Genomic DNA, 25,003 nt, shown 5'->3' on the forward strand with positions numbered 1-25,003 from the left:
GTACCGGCTAAAGCCGTTACACGTCCAGGTTTGCCACCGACAGGGCGTTTTCCTGGATGAACTCGCGGCGTGGCTCGACCTCGTCGCCCATCAGGCGGGCGAACAGCGCGTCGGCATCGGTCGCGTCGGTGATCTTCACCTGCAGCAGCGAGCGCGCGTTCGGGTCGAGCGTCGTCTCCCACAGCTGCTCGGCGTTCATCTCGCCCAGACCCTTGTAGCGCTGAACGGTGAGGCCCTTTCGGCCAGCCGCGAACACGGCATCCAGCAGCGACAGCGGACCGTTGACCTGTTCCGTCTTGTCGCTGCGGCGCAGGACCGGCGGCTTCTCGAACACTTCCTGCAGCTTCGGAGTGAAGCGGTCGATCGCCCGCGCATCGGCCGAATTGATCAGCGCCGCATCCAGCATGACGACGTCGCGCACGCCGCGCACCGTGCGCTCGAACATGTAGCCACCGCCACCCTCCAAGTCGGGGTTCACGGTGCCCTTCCAGCCGCGCTCTGTCTCCTCGGAGATGAGGTCCAGCCGGCGCGCGACATATTCGGCGGCCGCCTGAGCCTTCTCCGGATCCTTGAGCACGTCGGCGTTGAGCGCTCCGGCAATCGCTGCCTGCTCCACCACCGAACGGTTGTAGCGCGTGTGCAAGCCGTTGATGAGCGTCCGCAGCGTGCGGGCTTCCTCGATGATCTGGCGCAGGTCGCCGGCGGCGCGAACCTCGCCGTTCGGCAGCTCCAGCCTCGCGTCCTGCAGACCGGTGTCGATCAGGAATTCCTCGAACGCCGCCTCGTTCTTGATGTACTGGGACGACTTGCCCCGCGTCACCTTGTAGAGCGGCGGCTGGGCGATATAGAGGTGCCCGCGCTCGATGATCTCCGGCATCTGCCGGAAGAAGAACGTCAGCAGCAGGGTTCGGATGTGCGCGCCGTCCACGTCGGCATCGCTCATGATGATGATCTTGTGGTAGCGCAGCTTGTCGATGTTGAACTCGTCCTTGCCGATGCCGGTGCCGAGCGCCGTGATCAGCGTGCCGATCATGTCCGACGAGAGCATGCGGTCGAAGCGCGCGCGCTCGACGTTCAGGATCTTGCCGCGCAGCGGCAGGATCGCCTGGTTCTTGCGTGACCGTCCGGCCTTGGCCGAACCGCCTGCCGAGTCACCCTCGACGATGAAGAGCTCCGACTTGGCCGGATCGCGCTCCTGGCAGTCGGCGAGCTTGCCGGGCAGCGACGCGATGTCGAGCGCCCCCTTGCGGCGGGTGAGCTCGCGCGCCTTGCGCGCAGCCTCGCGTGCGGCGGCGGCTTCCACCACCTTCGCGACCAGCACCCGCGCCTCGGCCGGATGCTCCTCGAACCAGGTCGACAGCGCCTCGTTGACCAGGCTTTCCACGACCGGACGCACCTCGGACGAAACCAGCTTGTCCTTCGTCTGCGAGGAGAACTTGGGATCCGGCACCTTGACCGACAGCACCGCCGTCAGGCCCTCGCGGCAGTCGTCGCCGGTGACCGTGACCTTCTCCTTCTTGGTGAGGCCGGAGGTCTCGCCGTAGGACGTCACCTGGCGCGTCAGCGCCGCGCGGAAGCCGGCGAGATGCGTACCGCCATCCCGCTGCGGGATGTTGTTGGTGAAGGCTAACACCGTCTCGTGGTAGGAATCGTTCCACCACATCGCCACCTCGACACCGATGCCGTCGCGCTCCGCGACGATGGAAATCGGCTCCGCGATCAGCGGCTTCTTGGCGCGGTCGAGATATTTCACGAACTCGACGATGCCGCCCGTGTAGTGAAATTCCACCACCTTGGGATCGGCATGGCGGTTGTCCGTCAGCGTGATGTGCACGCCCGAGTTCAGGAACGCGAGCTCGCGCAGGCGCCGCTCCAGCGTCTCGAAGCTGAACTCGGTCATGGTGAAGGTCTCGGGCGAAGGCAGGAAGGTCACCTCCGTGCCCGTCTCGTCGCCGCACTCGCCGGTCACCGCCAGCGGTGCGTCCGGCACGCCGTGCGTGAAGCTCATCTCGTGGATCTTGCCGCCGCGGCGGATCTTGAGCTTGAGCCAGGTCGACAGCGCGTTCACCACCGACACACCCACGCCGTGCAGGCCGCCGGAAACCTTATAGGAATTCTGGTCGAACTTGCCGCCCGCATGCAGCTGGGTCATGATCACCTCAGCCGCCGAAACGCCCTCCTCCTTGTGAATGTCCGTCGGAATGCCGCGGCCGTTGTCCGTGACCGTGCAGGAACCGTCAGGGTTGAGCGTGACCGTCACGCGTGACGCATAGCCCGCGAGAGCCTCGTCGATCGCATTATCGACCACCTCATACACCATGTGGTGGAGACCCGAGCCGTCATCGGTGTCGCCGATGTACATGCCGGGGCGCTTGCGGACTGCATCCAGCCCCTTCAGCACTCGGATTGATTCAGCACCATATTCGGCGGTCGCGCCGCGCTTCGTTTCGGGGGTGTCGTTCATGAACTGCTTTCGGTCAAGGAGGCTTCGCAAAAGGATCGCAGGAATGCGGCGAATCAAGGGCCTTCAATTGTCTAAGATATAGGCATTTCAACACATTTTTCCAGTTGCGCGGGCCAAACTGTTGGGGAGGAAGGGCAAAATTTCGCGGCACTTCCACCCTTTGCCTTTGCGCCGAAAGGGATTAAGAAGCAGCAACGGAATTGTGTTGAGCTCACCTCGAGAAATCCATGGCCATGATCAGCGATAAACCCAAACTTGTAACGGTTTTCGGCGGTAGCGGCTTCCTTGGACGCTATGTCGTGCAGGCGCTTGCCCGCCGGGGTCATCGTGTTCGTGTCGCCTGCCGCGATCCCCACAAGGCCAATCGCGTGCAGACGCTCGGCAACATGGGCCAGGTGCAGCCGGTACAGGCCAATCTGCGGTACCGCTGGTCGATCGACCGGGCTGTGGCGGGTGCCGATCATGTCATCAACCTTGTCGGCATCCTCTACGAGTCGGGCCGCCAGAACTACGGCTCCATCCACGTGGCTGGCGCCCGCGCCGTCGCGGAAGCCGCCGCGGCAGCAGGTGCGAAGCTCACTCACACCTCCGCCATTGGCGCGGATCCGAGGTCTCCGGCCGGTTACGGCCGCTCGAAGGCAATGGGCGAAGCCGAGGTCCTGAAGGCGGTGCCGGATGCGGTGATCATGCGCCCATCCATCGTCTTCGGGCCGGATGACCACTTCTTCAACCGCTTCGCCAGCATGACGCGTTTTTCGCCCTTCCTGCCGCTGATCGGCGGCGGCCATACGAAGCTGCAGCCCGTCTATGCGGGCGATGTGGCCGAGGCCTTCGCGAAGTCGGTGGATGGCGAGCTGGCGCCGGGAATCTACGAACTCGGTGGCCCGCATGTCTTCACCTTCCGCGAGTGCATGGAAGAAATGCTGGAGATCATCGACCGCAAGCGCCCGCTGGTCTCGATCCCGTGGTGGCTCGCCCGCCTGCAGGCGCGCTTCCTCGGCCTTCTGCCGAAGCCGCTGCTGACGGTGGACCAGGTGAACATGCTCACCGTCGACAACATCGTCTCCGAGCAGGCCCGCCAGGAGGGCCGGACGCTGGAAGCCATGGGCATCGCCCGCCACTCGATCCATGCGATCCTGCCCACCTATCTCTGGTCCTACCGCCCGGCCGGCCAGTTCACCCAGCCTCAGGCCTGATTGGCGGAATTCGGAAAACAGGAACTTGAATGGGCGCTGCTGGCGCCCATTTTCGTTTCCCTCCGTCCTCCCTCATGCCGAGCTTGTCGAGGCATGGGCTTATCCGAGGGTATGCGGCAAGCCCGCCTTCATGGTGGGCTTGCGGAAAAAGGGGTCAGGAGTGTGAGACTATCGAAGAAAAGCCCGCGGCCGCCTGGTCCGACGGGCTCACCATGGTGACGCCAGCCGTTACCCTTCGCTGGCGCACTTCTCGCAAAAGCCGCGGATCTCGATGGTGGTCTTGGTCGGCTTGAACTTGTGCTCCTTTGCCCAGGTGCCGAGACGGTCCTCCACATCCTCATCGCCGAATTCGGACACCCTCCCGCACTTGTCGCAGATGGCGAAGGCGATGGTCGCATGGGCGTGGCATTCCGGGTGCGCGCAGGCAACGAAGGCATTGATGCTCTCGAGCCGGTGCACAAGGCCGAATTCCAGCAGCTTGTCGAGCGCCCGGTAGACCTGAAGCGGCGCGCGAAACCCCTTGTCGCGCAGCCGGTCGAGGATCGCATAGGCGCCCAACGGCCCCTCGGCGCTGTCGAGCGCCTTGAGCACCAGCGCCTGGTTTCGCGTCAACTCCGGGTGAGCCGTACCTGCCATCTCACATTGCTCCACGCTTTGCACGCCACGGCAGCCGAACGAGGCTCAGCAGGAAGAGCGCCAGAGCTGCCACAACGATTGAAGGACCGGACGGCGTGTCGAACCGCAGCGATGCGGTGAGGCCGCCGACCACCGCCACCGCACCCGCGACCGACGCAACGGCAGCCATCATCTCAGGGGTGGCGGAAAGTCGCCGCGCCGTCGCTGCGGGGATGATCAGCAGCGAAGTGATCAGCATGATGCCCACGATCTTCATGGCGATGGCGATCACCGCCGCCATCAGCAGCATGAACAGGATGCGGGCGCGCTCGGGGCGAAGCCCCTCCGCCTCTGCGATGTCGGGATTGACCGTTGCCGCCAGCAGCGGCCGCCACAGATACGCCAGAACGCCGAGCACGACGGCGCCACCTCCCCAGATCAGCGCGATATCCGTTGCCGAAACCGCAAGGATGTCGCCGAACAGAAAGCCCATGAGATCAAACCGCACATTGGTCATGAAGGCAACCATGACCAGCCCGATGGCCAGCGTCGAGTGCGACAGGATGCCCAGCAGCGCGTCGGTGGACAGTGCCTCCTGCCTCTGCAGCAGGATGAGCACCAGCGAAGCCAGCCCTGCCACGACGAAAACGCCGGCCACCAGGTTGATCTGGAAGAGGAACGCGAAAGCCACGCCGAGCAGCGCCGAATGGGCCATCGTGTCGCCGAAATACGCCATCCGCCGCCACACCACGAAACAGCCGAGCGGTCCGGCGGCCAGCGCAATGCCGACGCCTGCGATGATGGCGCGGGTAAAGAAGTCGTCCAGCATCACGCGTTTCCTTTCGCGCGCCGGATATCTTCGGCGGTCATATGGTCATGCCCGTGGTGGTCATGATGATGGCCATGATCGTGGTCATGGTCATGGTGATGATGATGGTCGTGACCGCAGCTGTCGGTAATCGTGCCGTCCGCGAGCTGCACACGGCCGTCGGCCAGATGCGTGTGATCGTGGTGGTGTCTGTAGATGGCGAGCGTCTCCGCCGCGCGCGCACCGAACAGGCGCACATATTCGGGGCTTTCAAGCACCTGCGCGGGCGCACCCCGGCAGCAGACATGTCCGTTGAGGCACACGACCGTGTCGGTCTGCGCCATCACCACATGAAGATCGTGCGAAATGAGGAGAACGCCGCATCCCGTCCGGTCGCGGATCTCACGGATGAGCTGGTAGATGGCGATCTCGCCGGTGAAGTCCACGCCCTGCACGGGCTCGTCCAGTACCAGGAGCTCCGGATTCCGTGCCAGCGCCCGCGCCAGCAGCGCCCGCTGAAACTCGCCGCCGGAAAGCGTCTGCACCTCGGCCTTGGCCCGGTGTTCGATCCCCGCGGCGGCCATCGCCTCGCGGATGCGCTGCTCAGGCAGTTTGCCCGTGAGCGTCATCAGCCGCTCCACTGTCAGCGGCAGCGTCCAGTCCACGGCCACCTTCTGCGGCACGTAGCCCACGCGCAGCGACGGCTTCGAGCGAACCGTGCCTTCATCCGGCTTCCAGATGCCGAGCGCCATCTTGACCGTCGTGCTCTTGCCGGAACCGTTCGGCCCGATCAGCGTGACGATCTCGCCACGCCGCACGGTGAGATCGACACCCCGCACGAGCCACCGCCCGTTGCGCCGGATGCCGGCGTCAACAAGCTCCACCAGAATATCCGATCCGGCGCCTCCGGCCCTTCCAGAGGCTGCGCCTTCGCCTTGCGCTGCGGCCGGAACTGCGTTTGCACCCGTCGCCATTATCTGGACTTCGTTCATGGCCATCTCGCTCTCTTGCGCTGCCGCTACGCCATACGTTATAGCATAACGCAACGATTCGTAATATTATAACGTTCAGGACTATTGACATGACCAGATCCTCCCTCGCTGCTCCGCTGTTTGCAGCGTCCGTTCTTCTGTCCGGCCCTGCCCTGGCGCTGGATGGTGTCGTCGCCTCCATCAAGCCGGTGCATTCTTTGGTCGCGGCGGTGATGGGTGACACCGGCTCGCCGGAGCTCCTCGTTCAGGGCGCTTCCTCGCCCCACACCTATTCCCTGCGTCCTTCGGAGGCGCGCAAGCTCGAACAGGCGAAGGTGGTCTTCTGGGTCGGCGAGGGCATGGAGACCTTCCTCGGCAAGCCGCTCGATGCGCTCGCCCGCAACGCGCGTGTCATCACGCTCTCCGAAACCGAGGGCCTGACACTTCTGGATTTGCGTGAGGGCGGTGCCTTCGAGGCCCACAACCACGATGACCACGCAGACGATCATGATGACGAGGATCACGACGATCATGATCATGATCATGATCATGACCACGAGCATGAACACGCGCACGAAGGTCAGGACCGGCCCCACGGCAAGGACATGCACATCTGGCTCGATCCCGAAAATGCGCGGGTGATGGCAAGGAAGATCGCCGCGACCCTGGGGGAGGCAGACCCGGAAAATGCCGCTGTCTACGCACGCAATGCTCAAGCTCTGGACGAACGCCTGGCTTCCCTCATGGAAACGGTCCGCAATGAACTGGCGCCTGTGGCGGACAAGCCGTTCATCGTCTTCCACGACGCCTATCACTATTTCGAGGACCGCTTCGGCCTGCACGCGGCGGGAAGCATCAGCATCAATCCGGAGACGCCACCGAGCGCCCAGCGGGTGAAGGAAATCCGCGACCGGATCGCGGAAAGCGGTGCTATCTGCGTATTCGCTGAACCGCAGTTCGAACCGAAGATCGTTGGCGTCGTCACTGAAGGAACCGATGCGAAGTCGGGCGTTCTCGATCCCCTCGGCGCGGACCTTGCGGACGGACCGGACCTCTACCCGCGGCTGATCCAGGCCCTCGCCGCCTCCTTCAGGGCCTGTGCGGCGGCCAATTAATGCCACTGCCCGCATGACGCGTTGTGGCACCACCTGACGAAGAAAAGGGCCTGCAGCTCGTTGAGCCGCAGGCCCTTTCACGGACGGTCACCGGACCCTCACCCTGACACCCTCAACCTGATTAGACCGGTCGAACGGCGCGGGCTTCAGAGACCGTGGCTTCTCTTAACTGCGTCCTTCGACAAGCTCAGGATGCGGCCAGGCGAAGCCTACAGCTTGACGGTCCTAGAGGCGGCCGGACCAGTCGTCGATCTCGCGCTCGATTTCTTCCTCCGCCTTGCCGTAATGTTTCTGCAGGCGTCCGGCGAGCTCGCGGCGATTGCCCTTGATCACATCAAGATCATCGTTCGTGAGCTTGCCCCACTGCTTCTGTACCTTGCCCTTGAATTGCTCCCAGTTGCCTTCGATCTGGTTCCAGTTCATCGGCCAATCTCCTTTTCTTGGGGGGGACTGGCCTGACAACGCGAGCCTCGGCGGATGGTTCCGGGAAATGATTATCCGTGCGCATCACCGCAACGGACTCATCCGCGCGAGACCCCCTGGCCGGAGTGTCACGGAATAGCGAACCGTTCTGCCCGAACGTCCTCGCAGACCCTCAGTATCAGGGCGGCGAACTGCTCCGCTGCATCCTCCAAAGAACCATCGTTGACGATCGTCTCTGCACCTGCGATCTGCAGATCCTGCGCCACCGCCCGCCGGAGACGCGCGCCGACCGCTTCGGCGCTTTCGCGCCCCCGCCGCATGAGCCGCTCCGCCAGTACGGGCACGGATGCCGTGACCACGACCGGCACTACATGCGCATAGCGTCTGCGTAGCTGCGGGATCACGCCGCGCGAAACATTGGCCACCGCGACACCGCCCGACGCCACGAACTTGTCCATGCTGGCCGGCAACCCGTAGAGAAGCCCGTGCGCTTCCCACTGGATGGCAAACGCCCCATCGGCGCTCATCCGCCGGAAGGTTTCAGCGTCCACGCTGTCATGGTCTTCCGCATCGCCATCGGCTGGCCGCGTGATGATGCGGCGGATGAAGCTTGCGGGCAGCGCGGGGTCCAGTCGTTCGCGGGCGGCCTTCATGACCGAATCCTTGCCCGCGCCGGACGGGCCGGCAACCGCAATGACCGCGCCCGGACCAATGAGTCCTGCCGGGGAAGGACTCCTCTCGGCAACGATGACACTCACTCGACTGCCCCCCCTCACGCCTCATGGAGCAGTCTTGCTCCGTCAGGCGTGTTTGCCAGGCGTGTTCAGATGCTCGCCAAACCGCTCTGCCGGGCAGCCCCGAAGGCGTGAACACGCTCCACAAAGAACGGGGAATCCATACTCCTTTGCGTGAAGAGGGCAAGTGCGGCGATTTCGACCGGTTGCTGCAGCACCGGATTGAAAATCTCCTCCAGCGCCGCTTGCATCGCGTCCAGCTGCTCCTCCGGCATCTTGCCCGTCAGCGTCATGTGGAAGCGAAAGTCCTCGAAGACATACGGATAGCCCCAGCGATCCAGATTCCGCCGCTGCGATGGAGTGAGCCTGTCCGGCTCGCGCCGGGCGATTTCAGCCGGCGTGAGCGGGGCCCGGAAGCGGTCGAACCGCTCCACCACTGCCCCGGCGAGACGGTCCAGCTCGGGGGGCTGTGCGCCGTCCGCCACAAGTGCAAGCGTGCCGTTGTGCCGCCCGACCTTGAGACGTACCCCGAACGGCTCCTGGTCGCTGACGAAACTGGCAAGCTCCTCGTCGAGCGCCTCCGCACTCGTGCCCCCGGCGAGCCGGAATGGCGCCTTGATCGTCGCGTGAAACCCGTACCGCCGTGGCTCCGCCGTCAGCTGCGCCACTTCCGTTTCGGAAAATCCGGGGATGTGGATCGACGCGACCGGCCCGTCGAAAGCGCTGCGCTGCAGCCACCGCTCTGCTGTCGCCGTCAGCGGGTGGTGTCGGGGTGGGGTGAAATAGATCGCATATCGCATGGGCGGTCTCTCCATCCTTGCCCGGCGTGTGTGACAACGTGACCTTGACTGGAACGGCGCCGAGGGTTGTCCCGGAACTTGCCTGAATGGCACCAAGCCTGCAACATGGCGCTTGATCGTATCTTCCCCGAGATAGGATCTCGACTACTGATAATCGAGTCAGTAGTCGGTTTGCCTCCCCGCCCCGAGTATCCGAACCGGCTGGAGCGGATGCGCGCAGGGTACCCAGTCAACGCGCCCAATGCGGGCCGGATAAATCAGGATCAGGAACGAGCTGGAGCAGCCATGAGCACCAAACGCCCGATCGCCATCGCGCCCTCCATTCTGTCGGCAGACTTCTCCCGCCTGGGCGAAGAGGTCGAGACGGTCGCCGCGGCAGGAGCCGACTGGATTCACCTGGATGTCATGGACGGCCATTTCGTCCCGAACATCACCTTCGGCCCGGCCGTAGTGAAGTCCATCCGCAACCGCACCGACAAGGTGTTCGACTGCCACCTGATGATTTCTCCGGCCGATCCCTACCTCGCCGCCTTCGCCGAGGCCGGCTGCGACGTCCTCACGGTCCATGCGGAAGCAGGCCCGCACCTGCACCGTTCTCTGCAGACCATCCGCAATCTCGGCATCAAGGCTGGCGTCTCGCTGAACCCGGCTACGCCCGTCTCCGCCGTCGAGCACGTTCTGGATGATGTTGATCTCATCCTCATCATGACGGTCAATCCGGGCTTCGGCGGCCAGGCCTTCATCCCGGCAATGCTTGAGAAGATCCGCCAGGTCCGCGCGCTGGTGGGCGACCGCCCCATCGACATCGAGGTCGATGGCGGTGTCACCGCCGCCAATGCGGGCGATGTGGCCGCCGCCGGCGCGAACATCCTCGTCGCCGGCTCTGCCGTCTTCAAGGGCAACAGCGAAGAGTCCTACCGCGCGAACATTTCCGCAATCCGCGCCGCCGCTGAAGCGGCCGCCATCTGACGAAATCTCCGACGAGAGGGGCGGCCCCGGCTGCCCTTACCGCTTCAGGATCTCCGTAATCCTGCGGGCAAGCTGCCGGGCCACCTCGTCCTTGCTGGCCTCTTCGAGACTCTCCACGCCGGCCGCCGTCACAAGGTGCACGCGGTTGCGGTCGCCGCCCATGACGCCGCGCTCGCCGATGCCGCTGCTGTGCGAAACGTCGTTCGCCACGATCATGTCCGCGCCCTTGCGGACGAGCTTGCCGCGCGCGTTCTCGATCACGTCATTGGTCTCCGCAGCGAAGCCGACCACCAGCTTCGGCCGCTTCGCGTGATGGCCGACGGTGGCGAGGATGTCCGGGTTCTCGACCAGCTTGAGGGTAGGCGCGGCCTGTCCCTTCTCCTTCTTCATTTTCTGCGTGGCTTCGCTGTCGGTCCTCCAGTCGGCGACCGCCGCCACGAACACGCCCGCATCGGCCGGAAGCAGCTTCTCCACCTGCGCCATCATCTCCCGCGCGGTCTCGACATGATACGTCTTCACTCCCTTGGGATCGGGAATTGTGACCGGACCGGACACGAGATGCACCTCGGCGCCAAGCTCGGCCAGCGCCGCCGCCAGCGCGTGCCCCTGCTTGCCCGAGGACCGGTTGGCGATATAGCGCACGGGGTCGATCGGCTCATGCGTCGGACCGGATGTCAGAATGATCTTGCACCCCTTGAGCGGCTGTTCCTTGGGGGAAAGCAGCGCCTCCACTGCGGCGACGATTTCGAGCGGTTCGGCCATGCGGCCTTCACCCGCCTCGCCGCTCTCCGCCATTTCGCCCGAATTGGGCCCGACGAAATGAACACCGTCGCCCTCCAGGGTCGCGCGGTTGCGCCTTGTCGCCGGATGCGCCCACATCCGCGGGTTCATGGCCGGGGCCATCAGCACCGGCTTGTCGGTGGCGAGCAGCACGGCGGAGGCGAGATCGTCGGCAAGCCCGTTGGCGAGCTTGCCCATGAGGTCGGCCGTCGCCGGCGCCACCACCAGAAGGTCTGCCTCGCGCGACAGCCGGATATGCCCGACGTCATGTTCGTCCTCCCGGTCGAACAGGTCGGCGAAAACCCGGTCGGCGGAGAGCGCGCCGACGGAAAGGGGCGTGATGAACTCCTGCGCGGCCTTCGTCATGACGCAGCGGACCGAATACCCGCGCTCGCGCAGCCTGCGGATGAGGTCAAGGCATTTGTAGGCGGCAATGCCGCCGCCGATGATCAGCAGGATACGTTTTCCCTCGCCGCGCATGTCTTCTCCCCGGGCTGAGCAGTGTCCTGATCCCCTATGGCGGATTTCCGTCTTATTGGAAAGAAGGCCGTTGCTGAAGGCCATTCAACGCCACCGCCCCGCACCGATCCCATCAGTCACCGGTATCTTCCGCGGTTCCGGACGGAAAACCGCTTTCTATCTGTCCGGAGCTGCTCAGAGCACACCCCTCAAGAAAAAACCCCGCGTGCCGGAGCACGCGGGGCCGAACTTGCCGGTTCGGAACAGGACTTACTCCTGCTCCTCCTGCTTCTGGCGCAGGGCGGCGCCGAGAATGTCGCCGAGCGAAGCGCCGGAGTCGGACGAACCGTACTGCGCGACAGCTTCCTTCTCTTCCGCGATCTCGAGAGCCTTGATCGAAACCGTCAGCTTGCGGGTCTTCTTGTCGAAGGCCGTGACGCGGGCATCGACCTTCTGGCCGACGGAGAAGCGCTCGGGGCGCTGCTCGTCGCGGTCGCGCGACAGGTCGGCGCGCTTGATGAACGTCTCGATGTCGTGGTCGACGAGACGGACATCGATGCCGTTGTCCTTGATGCCGGTCACTTCGCAGGTCACGACGGCGCCCTTGCGCAGCTCGCCGGAAGCGGCGGCCTCGCCGATGGCGTCACGGGTGAGCTGCTTGATGCCGAGGGAGATGCGCTCCTTCTCGACGTCAACGTCAAGCACCTGGGCCTTGACGATATCGCCGCGGTTGTACTCCTCGATCACCTGCTCGCCCGGACGGTTCCAGTCGAGATCGGACAGGTGGACCATGCCGTCCACGTCGCCCTCGAGGCCGATGAACAGGCCGAACTCGGTCTTGTTCTTGACCTCGCCCTCGACGACGGAGCCGACCGGATGGTTACGGGCAAAAGCCTCCCACGGATTCTCGAGCGTCTGCTTGAGACCCAGCGAGATGCGGCGCTTGACCGGATCCACCTCGAGAACGACGACCTCGACTTCCTGCGTCGTGGACAGGATCTTGCCGGGATGGACGTTCTTCTTGGTCCAGGACATCTCGGAGACGTGGATGAGGCCCTCGATGCCCGGCTCCAGCTCGACGAACGCGCCGTAGTCGGTGATGTTGGTGACGCGGCCCTTGACCTTCTTGCCCAGCGGGTACTTCGCGCCGATGCCTTCCCACGGGTCGGCTTCGAGCTGCTTCATGCCGAGCGAGATGCGGTGCGTCTCCTGGTTGATGCGGATGATCTGCACCTTCACCGTCTGGCCAATGTTGAGGATCTCGGTCGGATGGTTCACGCGCCTCCACGCCATGTCCGTGACATGGAGCAGGCCGTCGATGCCGCCGAGGTCAACGAACGCACCGTAGTCGGTGATGTTCTTGACCACACCCTCGACCACCTGGCCCTCTTCGAGGTTCTGGACGATCTCGGAGCGCTGCTCGGCGCGGCTCTCCTCGAGGACGGTGCGGCGCGAAACGACGATGTTGCCGCGGCGCTTGTCCATCTTGAGGATCTCGAACGGCTGCGGCGTGTGCATGAGCGGGCCGACGTCGCGGATCGGACGGATGTCGACCTGGCTGCGCGGCAGGAAGGCGATGGCGCCCTCGAGGTCGACGGTGAAGCCGCCCTTGACCTGGTTGAAGATGATGCCTTCGACGCGCTCGCCCTTCTGGAACTTCTCCTCGAGACGGGCCCAGCTCTCCTCGCGGCGAGCCTTCTCGCGGCTCAGCACGGCTTCGCCAAGCGCGTTCTCGATGCGCTCGACATACACCTCGACTTCGTCGCCCGGCTTCAGCTGGCCGTCCTTGGCCTTCGCGCCGAACTCCTTGAGGGGAACGCGGCCTTCAACCTTGAGACCGACGTCGATGATGGCCATGTCCTTCTCGATGGCCGTGATGACGCCCTTGACGACGGTTCCTTCGATGTTGGCGCTGGCGCTGAAGGACTCGTCGAGAAGGCTCGCAAATTCGTCGCGAGACGGATTAAGTGATGACATTGAAACTCCTGAAACAGCCTCTTGAGGCTTGCGCCGGTGGGTTAGTGTTGCGTTCGGCCCGCCTGGCATCCGGCCCTTCATGGGCTTCGCCGCAAAGGCGGCGTTTCCGGCGCGAAGGATGCTGGCAGACCCGGTTCCTATGGAAATAGCTGCCCGATCCGTGAGGAACGGCAGCGACCTCCGACTGATTTATTTCCTCGAAGCCAGAGCGTTATCGATAATGCCACAAGCCGCGAGAAACGCGGAGTCTATATCCATTTTGCTGCTGTCAAGCAAGTGCGCGTCGTCCGCGGGCTTCAACGGACTGTCGACCCGGTTCATGTCGCGCCGGTCGCGCTGCTCGATGTCGGCCAGGATGGCCGCAAATTCGACGTTCCCGCCCTTCGCCACGATTTCGCGCCAGCGCCGTTCTGCCCGCACCTTCGCATCGGCCGTCAGATAGATCTTCACATCGGCGTCGGGGCAAACCACGGTGCCGATGTCACGCCCGTCGAGCACGGCGCCGGGCGGCGTCTGGGCGAAGGCCCTCTGCTTTTCGACGAGCACGCGGCGCACGGCGGAAATGACGGCCACCTTGGAGGCCGCCTCGCCGATCTCATTGGCCGAGAGAACCTCAGGATCGGCCTTGGAGAGGTCCACCGCCTTCGCCGCGGCCACTGCGGCTTCCTCGTCCTCGAGCGGCTGTCCCGCGTCGAGCAGCGCCTTCGCCACGGCCCGGTAGGACAGGCCGGTGTCGAGATGGTTGAGGCCGTAGCGCTGGGCAATGCGCCGGGCCAGCGTGCCCTTGCCCGACGCGGCCGGGCCGTCGATTGCGATGGTGATGACGTCTTGCTGCATATCAGACAGACCTTGTGATGCCGCCGTCGACGCGAATGTTCTGGCCGGTGATGTAGCTCGACCGATCCGACGCCAGGAAAAAAATGAGTTCCGCCACCTCCTCGGTGGTGCCGTACCGTCCCATCGGGATGCGGCTGCGGCGCTCTTCCTTCTCCGGCAGGCTGTCGATGAAGCCGGGCAGCACGTTGTTCATGCGCACATTGTCGGCGGCATACTTGTCCGCGAAGATCTTGGTGAAGGCTGCCAGCCCCGCGCGGAACACGGCGGAAGTGGGAAAGGCCTCCTCAGGCTCCACGGCTGCATAGCTCGAGATGTTCACTATGGAGCCGGATTTCTGCGCCTGCATCACCGGCGTGACCAGCCGCGCGATCCGCACCACGTTGAGAAGGTAGAACTCCATGCCCGTCTGCCAGTCCTCGTCGCTGATCGCGAGAATCTCGCCCTTCGGGCCGTGGCCGGCGCTGTTGACGACCGCGTCGATCCGGCCGTAGCGATCGAGCACCGCCTGCGTGAAGCGCTCGAGATCCTCGACCGAGCGGTTGGATCCCTGGAACCCCAGGCCGCCCAGCTCTTTCGCCAGTGTCACGCCCTTTCCGGAGGAAGAGAGGATGGCAACGGCAAAACCGTCCTCCGCAAGCTTGCGCGCCGCCCCGGCGCCCATGCCGCTCCCTCCGCCTATGACCATGGCCACTTTCTTCTCTGACATTGTTGTGCTCCCTACTGGATGTCGGCCCCGAGGCTCTGCATCAGCGGCAGGAACTCGGGAAAGCTGGTGGCGATCATTGACGTGTCGTCCACCGTGACCGGCTTTTCCGTGGCAAGTCCGAGCACCAGGAACGACATGGCGATGCGGTGGTCGAGATGCGTTTCGACCTTTCCTCCACCCAGTCCCCTGCCGCCCGGCACACCCCGCACGACGAGGAAATCCTCGCCCTCCGTGCACTCCACACCATTGGCCTTGAGCCCGGCGGCCACGGCCGCCAGCCGGTCGGATTCCTTCACACGCAGTTCCGAAAGGCCCGGCATTCGCGTCTCGCCCTCGGCGAAGCTCGCGGCGATCGCCAGCACAGGATACTCGTCGATCATCGAAGGCGCGCGCTCCGCCGGCACCTCGACGCCCTTGAGATCGGAGGAGCGCACCCGCAGATCCGCGACCTCCTCGCCGCCCGCCATCCGCGGGTTCATGACCTCGATGTCGGCGCCCATCTCGACCAGCGTCTCGATGAGGCCCGTGCGCGTCGGATTGAGCAGCACATTCTCGATCACGATCTCGGACCCGGGCGCAATCAGCGCGGCCACCAACGGGAACGCGGCTGAAGACGGATCGCCCGGCACCTCCAGCACCTGGCCCATGAGCTTGCCCTGCCCCTGCAGACGGATGTGACGTGCGCCTTCGGCATCCGTCTCGACCTCGATCGCCGCCCCGAACCCGGCCAGCATCTTTTCCGTATGGTCACGCGTCATGACCGGCTCAATGACAGTCGTGATGCCCTGCGTGTTGAGCCCCGCGAGCAGCACCGCCGATTTCACCTGCGCCGACGGCACCGGCACGCGGTAGGTGATCGGCGCGGCATGCCGCGGCCCGCGCAGGGTGATCGGCAGCCGGCCGCCCTCCTGAGCCTCCAGCACCTGCGTTCCCATCTGGCGCAGCGGCTCGAGCACCCGCGCCATCGGCCGGCGCGATAGCGAGGCATCGCCCACGAACCGCACCTTCATGTCATATATGCCGACGAGACCCATCGTCAGCCGCGAGCCCGTTCCCGCATTGCCGAAATCCAGGTCGTGGTCCGGTTCGAGCAGGCAGCCGTTGCCCACCCCATCGACGATCCAGGCATCGCCCTCACGCCGGATTGCCGCGCCCATGGCCCGCATCGCCTCGCCCGTGCGCAGCACGTCTTCTCCTTCGAGAAGGCCGGTGATGCGGCTCTGCCCGGCCGCGAGGCCGGCAAACAGAAATGCGCGGTGGGAGATGGACTTGTCGCCCGGCACACGGACGGTACCCGTCAGGCCGTCCGATCTGTGGCTGGTGGCGGGGCGGGGCTGCTGGCTTTCGCTCATGAACGTCTCCGGAAAACCCTCGTTGAGCTGCGTCTATCACGCCGCCGCCGCCCGGTCATCCCCCAGCTTGCAGCATGCGGCAAGCCAAGGCGCAACGCATGTTACGCCGCATCGCCATGAAGTCTTTACAGCGTCAAGTTCTGTGAGTATGGGGTGCAAAATACCGATGGCGACTATCCGGTTGGGCGCTCTCGCCCGATCTTAGGCGGATGACTAAGCCCAACAAACCCAAGAGGCATTACGGTGGCTAAACCCGAACTTGGCACCAAGCGCATTTGCCCGGAAACGGGGCGCAAATTCTACGACCTGAACAGGGATCCGATCGTGTCTCCATACACGGGGATCTCCTACCCGCGGAGCTACTTCGAGACCGCCACGGAGTCCCAGGTCGAGGATGAGGAAGAACTCGATCAGAAGCCGCTGGACGATGATGATGCGGCGGACATGGTGCCTCTGGATGACGATAGCGATGACGACGTCATCCCGGCCGACGACGACGTGATCCCGGACCTTGGCGACGATGAGGTCGACCTCGGCGATGACGACGACACCTTCCTCGAGGACGAGGAAGACGAGGACGACGTTACCGGCATCATCGGCGTCAGCAACGAGGACGACGAGCGATAAAAGCTGAATGAGTCCGTTTCCCGGAAGCGCTGCCTCCGGGAGCGAGCGGTTCTCGGAAAACCGGGAAACCCGTTTTCGGCAGGGAACCGCAACACGAAATTCAGGAGCTGCCGCGGGTTCTACCGGGACCGCAGACCGCTCCGACCGGCCCCGCATCGTGACGTCGGGGCCTGCAAAGACAGGGTTGTGAATAACAACTCAAAATTTTTGCAAAAAGGGGGCTTGATTATGCGTTCAGGCGACGCTAGAAGCCCTCACGTCACGAGCGGCGACGCTGCTTCGCAAGAGTGACACGGGGCCATAGCTCAGCTGGGAGAGCGCTTGCATGGCATGCAAGAGGTCAGCGGTTCGATCCCGCTTGGCTCCACCAAATTCTCCTCTCTTCTCTCGCATTCTTCTGGCTTGACGGCATTATCATGCTGTTCTGTCGCCCGCCGGAAGCCTGATCGGTTGATGCGCGAATTGCGCATAATTGTTCTTTCCGGAACAATTCCTATGGATTGGCGTTCTGTCCGCGCGTGAGCAATTCCGCACAATCGGAAGGCAATAAGCAACAGGTGCCGCATCCTGCTGCGCCGATGGGGATGGAGACAGCATGTGCCGAAACAATTGAAAGCTGCCGTCACCACGGTGCTCGGGCACGACTTTCCTTCCCTGCAGGCTCTTGATCTTGTTCCCCTGCCTGTTCTCTGCTGCGACACCTCCGGTGTTATTCGCTATGGCAACGCTGCCGCGGCAAGGCTCTTTCCCTCCTTGGCGCCCGGCGAGCCCTTTGCCGACCTCGTCGCGTGCGAGAATCAGCATGGCCCAATTCCATGGTCCGAAACCCCCGTCGCCAGATCGATCGCAAGCGGAGCGGCAGAGCGGGAGATCCCGGTTCGGCTGGCTGGCCGGGATGGTGCGCGCTTCACCGCGCTGCTCACAGCGGAACCGCTGTTTGACGGCCAGGGCCTGCTGGCCGGAGTCGCGGCCTACATTCAGCCGGTGCCTGAGTCGTCTCCAGCGGAAGATGGCGCCCTTCCGCCAAGCACCAGACTTCACGCGCTGATCGATTTGCTCGCCGCCCCCGCCTACGCCATCGATTCGGACGGCAGGATCGTCCATTGCAACAGGGCAGCCATCGACCTGTGCGGTTTCGTGCCCGGCCCCGATACCGACAGATGGAGCCCTTTCCGCAACATCTACAATGCGTTCGGTGAACCGCTGTCGAAAGACAGGGGTCCGACTGCCCTCATCCTCAACGGCAAGCCGGTGTCCGATCATCTGCGCGAGATCATCGGGGAAAGCCACGATGGCTGCAGGGTGCGCGTCCAGCCGCTCGTGTCGGTGATCAGGGATCGCGATGGCCGCGCCGTCGGAGCCGTCACGATCCTGCTCGAGGCGAAAGCCTCGCATGAGACAGAGCTCCATACGTCGCGCATGTCGGCGATCGTCAACTCCTCGCGCGATGCGATCATCAGCAAGACACTGGACGGCATCGTCGAGACCTGGAATGCCGGCGCCACCGAAATCTTCGGTTACCTACCCTCCGAGATGATCGGGCAGTCCATCACCCGGATCATCCCGCCGGAGCGGCTGGCGGAGGAGGAAAACATTCTGCGGCGGCTGCGCAACAACGAGAGGATCGACCATTTCGAGACGGAGCGCCTTACCCGCGATGGCCGCAGGATACAGATTTCCCTGACGGTCTCCCCGATCCGCGACTGCCTGGGCCGCGTCGTCGGCGCCTCCAAGATCGCCCGCGACATTTCCGAGCGCAGGCGCGCGGAAGAGATCCAGCGCGGCCTGATCAAGGAACTCAACCACCGGGTCAAGAACACGCTGGCCACCGTGCAGTCGCTCGCGAATCAAACGGCGCGTCTGGCCTCCTCCCCGACGGAATTTTCCGCGAACCTGAGCCGGCGCATCGTCGCGTTGAGCCAGACGCACGACCTCCTGTCCCGCAACATGTGGCGCGGCGCGGAACTCGAAACTATCGTTCGCGAACGGGTCGAGGCGGATGTTCCTCCCGGCACCGGGGTGCAGGTGTCCGGGCCGTCGGTTCTGCTGGAACCGCAGCTTGCCCTCCACCTGTCGCTTGTCCTGCAGGAATTGTCGACGAATGCCCTCGTCCACGGCGCCCTGTCGAAGCCCGGTGGCACACTTTCCGTGTACTGGAGCATCGACGGATCGGACAGGGACTGGCCCCGCGTCGTCCTTCACTGGGTGGAAAAAGGCGGGCCGGAAGTCACGGAGCCAGTCACCACTGGCCTGGGCACTACACTGATACGCCGCAGCCTTGTCGCCCATGATGGCGACGTGTCGCTGGTTTATGATCCGGCCGGCCTGCAGTGTCAGATCAGTTTACCGCTTGCGGGCGCGTCCCAGCCCCTGGATCTGGGTTCGGTCACTCGCGCCGGGGACCTCTCCGCGCCTCCCGGACCACCCGCCAACGAGAACGCCCCGCGCGTCCTGGTCATCGAGGATGAGGCCGCCATCGCCTTCGACCTGGTCACGACTCTGGAAGAGATGGGCTGCAGCGTGGTCGGTCCGGCCGCCACGGCGGCGCAGGCGCAGGCCCTCGTGCGCGCGGGACAGTTCGACCTCGCGCTGCTCGACGCCAATCTGGCGGGCGAGCCCGTGGAAGACATAGCGGCAGCTCTCCAGGCCCGGTCCATCCCCTTCGCGTTTCTTTCGGGCTACGGACGGAGCGAACTTCCCTCAGGCTTCGACTCGATCCAGCTGGTGCGCAAGCCCTTCACGATCGACCAGGTGTGCCAGGTGGTAAGGCACCTGGCCCGCCAGACCGATGCGTCGGCTAGACGAAACAGCTGACCGTGGCGGCATCATTCGCCGCCGGAGGACGAGCCCGGAAAGGGGATGATCTCCCCGGAAACCTGTCGGTGCTGTGCCATGATGATCGCTTCAATGAAAAGGTCGATGGCATATCGCATCTTTTCGCTGGTGGGGTCCGGTCCCCGAAGTTCCTCTCTTGCGAGCTCCAGAAGCACCTTTGCTGCAGCGAAGTCACTTTCCATTCGTGGCTCCCGGGATCGGGCTGCGCCAGGGAGGGAAGCAGCCCCATCTTTCGTTATCTGGTGTAACCACCATGCCAGTTAGCACCATCAGGAGAAACTTCACAATTTATCTATTTTTGCAACTGCTTCATTGATTGGGACAATATTGGTCAGGTGGATGGGCACACCCAATCGGATGAACCTGGGGAGAGCGTAATGGACATACCGGCTGGAAAAGTCCTTTCGTTCAGGCCGCCTGCGCCATCGCCGCGCCAGACTCCGCCGTCGACGCTCCAGATGATGCGGATCGTCTACCGTAATCCGCTCGAGCTGTGGGGCGAGCCCTCCTACAACGAACCGTGGATCTCCATCAGCGGCGGTCTCGGTGGCCCGCTGGTCATCGCCAACGACCCCGACCTCATCCGCCATGTGCTCGTGGACAATGCGAAGAACTACCGGATGGCCCGTGTCCGCCAGAAGATCCTGCGCCCCATCCTGCGTGACGGGCTTCTCACCGCCGAAGGCGAGATCTGGCGACGTTCCCGCAGGGCCATGGCGCCGGTCTTCACGCCCCGTCACATCGCGGGCTTCGCCGAACCCATGCTGCGGGAGGCGGAGAAGTTTGCCCGGCGCTACGAGGAGAAAATCGGCGAAGTGGTCGACGTCTCCCGCGACATGACCATGCTCACCTTCGACATACTGGCTGAGACTCTGTTCTCCGGCGAGATCGCCGGCAATCCCGACGACTTCTCCGCCCAGGTCGACCGCCTCTTCGAAACGATGGGCCGCGTCGACCCCCTGGACCTGCTCGGCGCGCCGGACTGGATCCCGCGGATCACCCGCATCCTCGGCCGCAAGTCGCTCGCCTATTTCCGCAGCATCGTCGCCGAGACCATGCGCATGCGTCAGGAGAAGCTTGAGCGCGGCGCGGATGTGCCCGAGGACTTTCTGACCCTGCTGCTCCGCGCGCAGGGGCCGGAGGGTCTCACCCGCGGAGAGGTCGAGGACAACATCATTACCTTCATCGGCGCGGGTCATGAGACCACCGCCCGGGCGCTTGGCTGGACCATCTATTGTCTCGCCAACCTGCCTGCCGAGCGCGAGCACATTGAACGGGAGATCGATGGCATCATCGCCTCTGGCCTCGATCCCGTGCAATGGCCGGACGCCATGCCGCTCACCCGCGCCTCCTTCGAGGAAGCCCTGCGGCTCTACCCGCCGGCGCCCTCCATCAACCGCGAGGCGATCGAGGACGACCGCTACAGGGATCTGGAGATCCGCCGCGGCACACAGGTGCTCGTCATGCCCTGGACCGTGCACCGCCACCGCAAGCTGTGGGACGATCCCGAGGCTTTCCGCCCGTCCCGCTTCTATCCGGAAAACCGCGACAAGATTGGCCGTTTCCAATACCTGCCCTTTGGTGCGGGCCCGCGCGTCTGCATCGGCGCGAGCTTCGCCATGCAGGAGGCAATGATCGTACTGGCCGTATTGCTTTCCCGCTACCGCTTCGAGCTCGTGCCCGAAACCCGCCCTTGGCCCGTCCAGAAGCTCACCACCCAGCCGGAAGGCGGCCTGCCGATGCGCGTGACGCGGCGTTAGCGCTCCCATGCCGAGTTCGTCGAAGCATCGTGCTGAGCCTGCCGAAGCATGAGGACTATCGGCTTCCCGCCTCTACCCGCGCCCCTGAAACACATTCTCGACATGTACCGGCCACTTCCACGGCAGCACGGCCACGAGGTCGTAACGCAGGCTGAGCCGCGCCTGATCCTTCTGCCGGGAAAGCCAGAGCGTCGCCGCACCGTCGATCCGCCGCTGTGTGACCGGCCCCACCGCCTCCATCGCCTGCTCGAGCGTCGGCCGCGCCTTCACCTCGACGATCGCCACCAGATCGCCGCGCCGCGCGATCAGGTCGATCTCCCCGAGCGGCGTGCGGTAGCGCCACGCGGCAATGCGGTAGCCCTTGAGCATGAGCGCGAGGCCCGCCAGCCATTCGCTGGCGAGCCCCTTGCGATAGGCTTTCTGCCGGCGCGCCCGCCCGTCAGCCTTCGCCGCCGGCATTGGACTTGAGCTCCAACAGCCGCTGGTAGAGTTCCGATTTCTTGCGTCCCGTCATGCGCGCAGCCTCCCCCGCCGCCTTGGCCGCCGGCATTTCCGCGGCCAGCTCCAGCAACAGCTGGTCTGTGTCCTCCTCGCTGTGCCCCACTGTGTCGCTTGCCGGCGCCACACACAAGACCACTTCGCCCTTGGGATCGCCGGCCGACGCATAATGCGCGGCGAGATCCGGCAGCGTCCCCCGCCGCACTTCCTCGAAGGTCTTGGTAAGCTCCCGCGCCACCACGGCGTGCCGGTTGCCCAGCACCTCCGCCATCAGCGCAAGCGTATCGGCCGTCCGCCGCGGAGATTCGTAGAACACCAGCGTGGCCGGAACCCTTGCGAGTTCTTCAAGCCGAGCCTTCTTCTGCCCCGCCTTGGTGGGCAGAAACCCGGCGAAAAGGAAGGCGTCCGTCGGCAACCCCGCAACCGTCAGGGCAGACAGCACCGCCGAGGCGCCCGGAACGGGCACCACCCGCACGCCCTGCCGGATCGCCTCCTGCACCACCCGATAGCCGGGATCGGAGACGAGCGGCGTCCCCGCATCGCTGGCAAGCGCCACGCTCTTGCCGTCCTGCACCATGGCAACGAGCCGCGCCGCGGCTTCCGTCTCGTTGTGCTCATGATAGGCGATCATCCTGCGCCGGATGCCATAGCGTTCGAGCAAGACGCGCGTCACCCGCGTGTCCTCGCAGGCCACCACGTCCGCCGCCGCCAGTGTTTCCAGCGCCCGGATCGTGATGTCGCCGAGATTGCCGATCGGTGTCGCCACGAGATAGATGGCAGGCTCCAGCGGCCGCGCCGGAATGACCGTTCCGCCAATGACGAAGCTGCGTATTTCCTGATCCTCTGTCACCGGATCACCTCCGTTTCACCGGGCAAGCTCCGCCACCAGCGCATCAAGCACAACCATGCCCGCGGCCGTTGCCCTCAGCCGCGAGTTGCCGACCGGCTCCACTAGCCCCTCGTCCTGGAGCAGGCGCACGCGCTCCCAATCCAGGGGCCGTCCTGCCAGCCGCTCGAACCGGTCGAGGTCGATGCCTTCCACGAGCCTCAGCCCCATCAGCAGGAACTCGTCAGCCTCCTGCTCGCGCGTCAGTACCTCGCCGTCAACGACCCCCGTTCCCTCGCACTCGACCCGCTCAAGCCATGCCTCCGGCATCTTCTCGGTGAAGGTCACGACCCGCCGACCGTCCTCGACGAATCGCCCGTGCGCGCCGGGCCCGATCCCGACGTACTGGCCGTAGCGCCAGTAGATGAGGTTGTGCCGGCTTTCCGATCCCGGCCGTGCGTGGTTGGAAACCTCATAGGCCGGAAGCCCGTGTGCCGCCGTCACCTCCTGCGTGATCTCGTAGAGCTGCGCGGCATGGTCCGGATCGGGAATGTCGATCTTCCCTGCCTTGTAAAGCCCGTGGAAAGCCGTGCCTTCCTCGATGGTGAGCTGGTAGAGCGACAGGTGATCGACCGCATGGCCGATCGCCTGCTTGAGCTCTGCCGCCCATGCTTCAGCCGTCTGCCCCGGCCGGGCGTAGATCAGGTCGAACGACATGCGGGGAAAGATCTCGCGCGCAAGCCCGATGGCATAGAGCGCCTCTTCGACATTGTGCAGCCGTCCGAGGAATCGCAGGTCGCGGTCGTTGAGCGCCTGCACTCCGAGCGAAACGCGGTTCACTCCCGCCGCGCGATAGCCGCGGAACCGGTTCGCCTCCACCGAGGACGGATTGGCCTCAAGTGTGATCTCCGCGTCCGGGGCGACCGTCCAGAACTTCGCCACACCATCCAGCACAGCGCCGACAGTAGCCGGCTCCATCAGCGATGGCGTGCCGCCGCCCAGGAAGATGCTGGAAACCGTGCGCGGGCCGGTCCGCTCGCGCATCCGCTCCATCTCGCGCAGGAACGCCGCGGCAAAGCGCGGCTGGTCCACCGGCTTGTGACGGACATGGCTGTTGAAGTCGCAATACGGACACTTGGCCGCACAGAACGGCCAGTGCACGTAGACTCCAAAGCCTGCCTCGTCATCGTTCGGATTCATTTGCTCAGTCGCGCATTCGCAAACAGCTGGAAGGCCCGCGCCCGATGCGACAGCGCATGCTCGTCACCCGGCTTCCAGCCATGCTTTTCTTCCGAGCTCATCTCGCCGAAGGTGCGGTCGTAGCCGTCCGGCAGGAACACCGGATCATAGCCGAAGCCGAGCTCGCCGCGCGGCGGCCAGACCAGCGTCCCATGCACCTCGCCGCGGAAGTATTCCGCTTCGCCATCGGGGAAGCACAGGCACAGCACCGCCACGAAATGGGCCCGCCGCTGCTCGGGCGCGGTCGCGCCCTTCTCCTGCAGCAGATCCTCCACCTTCTGCATCGCCATGCCGAAGTCGCGGGAACCGTCCGGCTTCGCCGCCCAGTCCGCCGTGTAGACGCCCGGCTGGCCGTCGAGCGCATCCACGCAGATGCCCGAATCGTCTGACAGCGCCGGCAGGCCCGTCGCCTTCGCCGCGGCGTAGGCCTTCGTATATGCGTTCTGCTCGAAGGTCGTGCCAGTCTCTTCCGGCTCCGGCAGCCCGAGATCGGCCACCGACTGAATCTCGTAGCCGAACGGCGCGAGCAGTTCGGCAAATTCCTTCAGCTTGCCGCGGTTGTGGCTGGCAAGGATCAGTTTCCTGTTTTCGATTTGTCTCATCAGAGTTTCCAGATGGAAGGTTCCGCGAATTCCAGCGAATTCCCTGACGGATCGCGGAAATAGATCGATCGGCCACCATTCGGCCATTCAAGCTCCGCCTCGATCGCCACGCCCGATGCCGTTAGGCTTTCTTTCCAGCGCTCGATCTCCTCGCCGGTTGCCGCGAAGCAGAGGTGCCCGGGTCCCCGCGCGCCATGCGGCGGCACCGGCAGCTTGGCGTCCGGCGCGGGCGGGATTTCCGTCGCGTCTGCATTGAACAGCAGCACGACGCCCTTGCCGCACCGGAAGAACACATGCCGCCCTTCCGCCCTGGCGATGACCTCCAGGCCGAGCACCTCCGTGTAAAACCGTTCGGCCTCCCTAAGGTCGGTCACGTAAAGGGCGGATTCAAGGACGGCGGCGGGCTGCAT

General features: G+C 64.6%; 24 protein-coding genes and 1 tRNA gene. 7 read left to right on the top strand and 18 right to left on the bottom strand.

The features are described from left to right. Positions 1-16: 16 nt before the first annotated feature. Positions 17-2,464 (bottom strand): DNA topoisomerase (ATP-hydrolyzing) subunit B, encoded by a 2,448-nt coding sequence (gene gyrB / locus ABD906_RS05620; protein ID WP_345098590.1) that lies wholly within the window; start codon positions 2,462-2,464, stop codon positions 17-19. 227 nt (positions 2,465-2,691) lie between these two features. Between gyrB and ABD906_RS05625 the strand changes: the two genes are divergently transcribed. Then, positions 2,692-3,660, top strand: a complete 969-nt coding sequence (locus ABD906_RS05625; RefSeq protein ID WP_165277225.1) for an NAD-dependent epimerase/dehydratase family protein — start codon at positions 2,692-2,694, stop codon at positions 3,658-3,660. 228 nt (positions 3,661-3,888) lie between these two features. Here the strand turns inward: ABD906_RS05625 and ABD906_RS05630 are convergent, their stop codons facing one another. The 3 genes from ABD906_RS05630 to ABD906_RS05640 are packed head-to-tail and all read right to left on the bottom strand — an operon-like array spanning position 3,889 to position 6,081. Further along, positions 3,889-4,296, bottom strand: coding sequence for a transcriptional repressor (locus tag ABD906_RS05630; protein ID WP_165277226.1), 408 nt, complete (start codon positions 4,294-4,296; stop codon positions 3,889-3,891). A 1-nt stretch (position 4,297) separates the two neighbouring features. Continuing rightward, entirely contained in the window at positions 4,298-5,104 is an 807-nt protein-coding gene (gene znuB, locus ABD906_RS05635; RefSeq protein ID WP_345098592.1) for a zinc ABC transporter permease subunit ZnuB, read from the bottom strand. Next, positions 5,104-6,081: an ATP-binding cassette domain-containing protein gene (locus ABD906_RS05640; protein ID WP_345098593.1), complete on the bottom strand. Its 978-nt coding sequence runs from the start codon at positions 6,079-6,081 to the stop codon at positions 5,104-5,106. Before ABD906_RS05640 ends, znuB begins: the two co-directional genes overlap by 1 nt. Before the next feature lie 83 nt (positions 6,082-6,164). Here ABD906_RS05640 and znuA point away from each other — a divergent pair, with 83 nt between their 5' ends. Continuing rightward, positions 6,165-7,169, top strand: coding sequence for a zinc ABC transporter substrate-binding protein ZnuA (gene znuA, locus ABD906_RS05645; RefSeq protein WP_165277228.1), 1,005 nt, complete (start codon positions 6,165-6,167; stop codon positions 7,167-7,169). 225 nt (positions 7,170-7,394) lie between these two features. Here znuA and ABD906_RS05650 read toward each other — a convergent pair whose 3' ends face one another. The 3 genes from ABD906_RS05650 to ABD906_RS05660 form a co-directional block, all read right to left on the bottom strand. Beyond that, positions 7,395-7,592, bottom strand: a complete 198-nt coding sequence (locus tag ABD906_RS05650) for a CsbD family protein (protein WP_165277229.1) — start codon at positions 7,590-7,592, stop codon at positions 7,395-7,397. A 128-nt stretch (positions 7,593-7,720) separates the two neighbouring features. After that, positions 7,721-8,350 carry a phosphonate metabolism protein/1,5-bisphosphokinase (PRPP-forming) PhnN gene (gene phnN, locus ABD906_RS05655; RefSeq protein WP_165277230.1) on the bottom strand — a complete coding sequence of 210 codons (630 nt, stop codon included), beginning with the start codon at positions 8,348-8,350 and terminating at the stop codon, positions 7,721-7,723. A gap of 65 nt (positions 8,351-8,415) precedes the next feature. Then, positions 8,416-9,126, bottom strand: coding sequence for a DUF1045 domain-containing protein (locus tag ABD906_RS05660; RefSeq protein WP_345098594.1), 711 nt, complete (start codon positions 9,124-9,126; stop codon positions 8,416-8,418). Between the two features lie 285 nt (positions 9,127-9,411). Here ABD906_RS05660 and rpe point away from each other — a divergent pair, with 285 nt between their 5' ends. Continuing rightward, on the top strand, positions 9,412-10,095 hold the full coding sequence (rpe, locus tag ABD906_RS05665; protein WP_165277232.1) for a ribulose-phosphate 3-epimerase: 684 nt from the start codon (positions 9,412-9,414) through the stop codon (positions 10,093-10,095). Between the two features lie 36 nt (positions 10,096-10,131). Here rpe and coaBC read toward each other — a convergent pair whose 3' ends face one another. From coaBC to aroA, 5 genes are all read right to left on the bottom strand, one after another. After that, positions 10,132-11,355, bottom strand: coding sequence for a bifunctional phosphopantothenoylcysteine decarboxylase/phosphopantothenate--cysteine ligase CoaBC (gene coaBC / locus ABD906_RS05670; RefSeq protein WP_165277233.1), 1,224 nt, complete (start codon positions 11,353-11,355; stop codon positions 10,132-10,134). 249 nt (positions 11,356-11,604) lie between these two features. Then, positions 11,605-13,311: a 30S ribosomal protein S1 gene (rpsA, locus tag ABD906_RS05675; protein WP_165277234.1), complete on the bottom strand. Its 1,707-nt coding sequence runs from the start codon at positions 13,309-13,311 to the stop codon at positions 11,605-11,607. 189 nt (positions 13,312-13,500) lie between these two features. After that, positions 13,501-14,148 carry a (d)CMP kinase gene (gene cmk / locus ABD906_RS05680; RefSeq protein WP_345098595.1) on the bottom strand — a complete coding sequence of 216 codons (648 nt, stop codon included), beginning with the start codon at positions 14,146-14,148 and terminating at the stop codon, positions 13,501-13,503. Position 14,149: 1 nt separating this feature from the next. Then, positions 14,150-14,854, bottom strand: a complete 705-nt coding sequence (locus ABD906_RS05685; RefSeq protein WP_165277236.1) for an SDR family oxidoreductase — start codon at positions 14,852-14,854, stop codon at positions 14,150-14,152. A gap of 11 nt (positions 14,855-14,865) precedes the next feature. Beyond that, positions 14,866-16,206 carry a 3-phosphoshikimate 1-carboxyvinyltransferase gene (gene aroA / locus ABD906_RS05690; RefSeq protein WP_345098596.1) on the bottom strand — a complete coding sequence of 447 codons (1,341 nt, stop codon included), beginning with the start codon at positions 16,204-16,206 and terminating at the stop codon, positions 14,866-14,868. A 243-nt stretch (positions 16,207-16,449) separates the two neighbouring features. On the opposite strand from aroA, the gene ABD906_RS05695 reads away from it, so the two are divergent. The 3 genes from ABD906_RS05695 (at position 16,450) to ABD906_RS05705 (ending at position 19,647) form a co-directional block, all read left to right on the top strand. Then, on the top strand, positions 16,450-16,833 hold the full coding sequence (locus tag ABD906_RS05695; RefSeq protein ID WP_345098597.1) for a TIGR02300 family protein: 384 nt from the start codon (positions 16,450-16,452) through the stop codon (positions 16,831-16,833). Between the two features lie 294 nt (positions 16,834-17,127). After that, positions 17,128-17,203: transfer RNA gene (locus ABD906_RS05700), tRNA-Ala, on the top strand. A 227-nt stretch (positions 17,204-17,430) separates the two neighbouring features. Further along, entirely contained in the window at positions 17,431-19,647 is a 2,217-nt protein-coding gene (locus ABD906_RS05705) for a PAS domain S-box protein (RefSeq protein WP_345098598.1), read from the top strand. An 11-nt stretch (positions 19,648-19,658) separates the two neighbouring features. Here the strand turns inward: ABD906_RS05705 and ABD906_RS05710 are convergent, their stop codons facing one another. Next, complete coding sequence (locus ABD906_RS05710) at positions 19,659-19,850, bottom strand: hypothetical protein (RefSeq protein WP_165277240.1); 192 nt, start codon at positions 19,848-19,850, stop codon at positions 19,659-19,661. Between the two features lie 195 nt (positions 19,851-20,045). Here ABD906_RS05710 and ABD906_RS05715 point away from each other — a divergent pair, with 195 nt between their 5' ends. Continuing rightward, the gene (locus ABD906_RS05715) at positions 20,046-21,428 is read left to right on the top strand and encodes a cytochrome P450 (RefSeq protein ID WP_345098599.1); all 1,383 of its coding nucleotides are present in this window, start codon (positions 20,046-20,048) and stop codon (positions 21,426-21,428) included. A gap of 72 nt (positions 21,429-21,500) precedes the next feature. Here the strand turns inward: ABD906_RS05715 and ABD906_RS05720 are convergent, their stop codons facing one another. The 5 genes from ABD906_RS05720 to ABD906_RS05740 are packed head-to-tail and all read right to left on the bottom strand — an operon-like array spanning position 21,501 to position 25,003. Beyond that, the gene (locus tag ABD906_RS05720; RefSeq protein WP_165277242.1) at positions 21,501-21,887 is read right to left on the bottom strand and encodes a YraN family protein; all 387 of its coding nucleotides are present in this window, start codon (positions 21,885-21,887) and stop codon (positions 21,501-21,503) included. After that, a complete protein-coding gene (gene rsmI, locus ABD906_RS05725) occupies positions 21,868-22,776 on the bottom strand; it encodes a 16S rRNA (cytidine(1402)-2'-O)-methyltransferase (protein WP_345098601.1) in 909 nt (302 codons plus the stop codon). Before rsmI ends, ABD906_RS05720 begins: the two co-directional genes overlap by 20 nt. Before the next feature lie 15 nt (positions 22,777-22,791). Further along, positions 22,792-23,952, bottom strand: coding sequence for a radical SAM family heme chaperone HemW (gene hemW, locus ABD906_RS05730; protein ID WP_345098602.1), 1,161 nt, complete (start codon positions 23,950-23,952; stop codon positions 22,792-22,794). Beyond that, positions 23,949-24,593, bottom strand: coding sequence for an RdgB/HAM1 family non-canonical purine NTP pyrophosphatase (gene rdgB / locus ABD906_RS05735; RefSeq protein ID WP_165277245.1), 645 nt, complete (start codon positions 24,591-24,593; stop codon positions 23,949-23,951). The genes hemW and rdgB overlap by 4 nt, the downstream gene beginning before the upstream one ends. Continuing rightward, positions 24,593-25,003, bottom strand: a complete 411-nt coding sequence (locus tag ABD906_RS05740; RefSeq protein WP_165277246.1) for a VOC family protein — start codon at positions 25,001-25,003, stop codon at positions 24,593-24,595. The genes rdgB and ABD906_RS05740 overlap by 1 nt, the downstream gene beginning before the upstream one ends.

The sequence above is a fragment of the Chelativorans composti genome (assembly GCF_039541695.1).
GTDB classification, from domain to species: domain Bacteria; phylum Pseudomonadota; class Alphaproteobacteria; order Rhizobiales; family Rhizobiaceae; genus Chelativorans; species Chelativorans composti.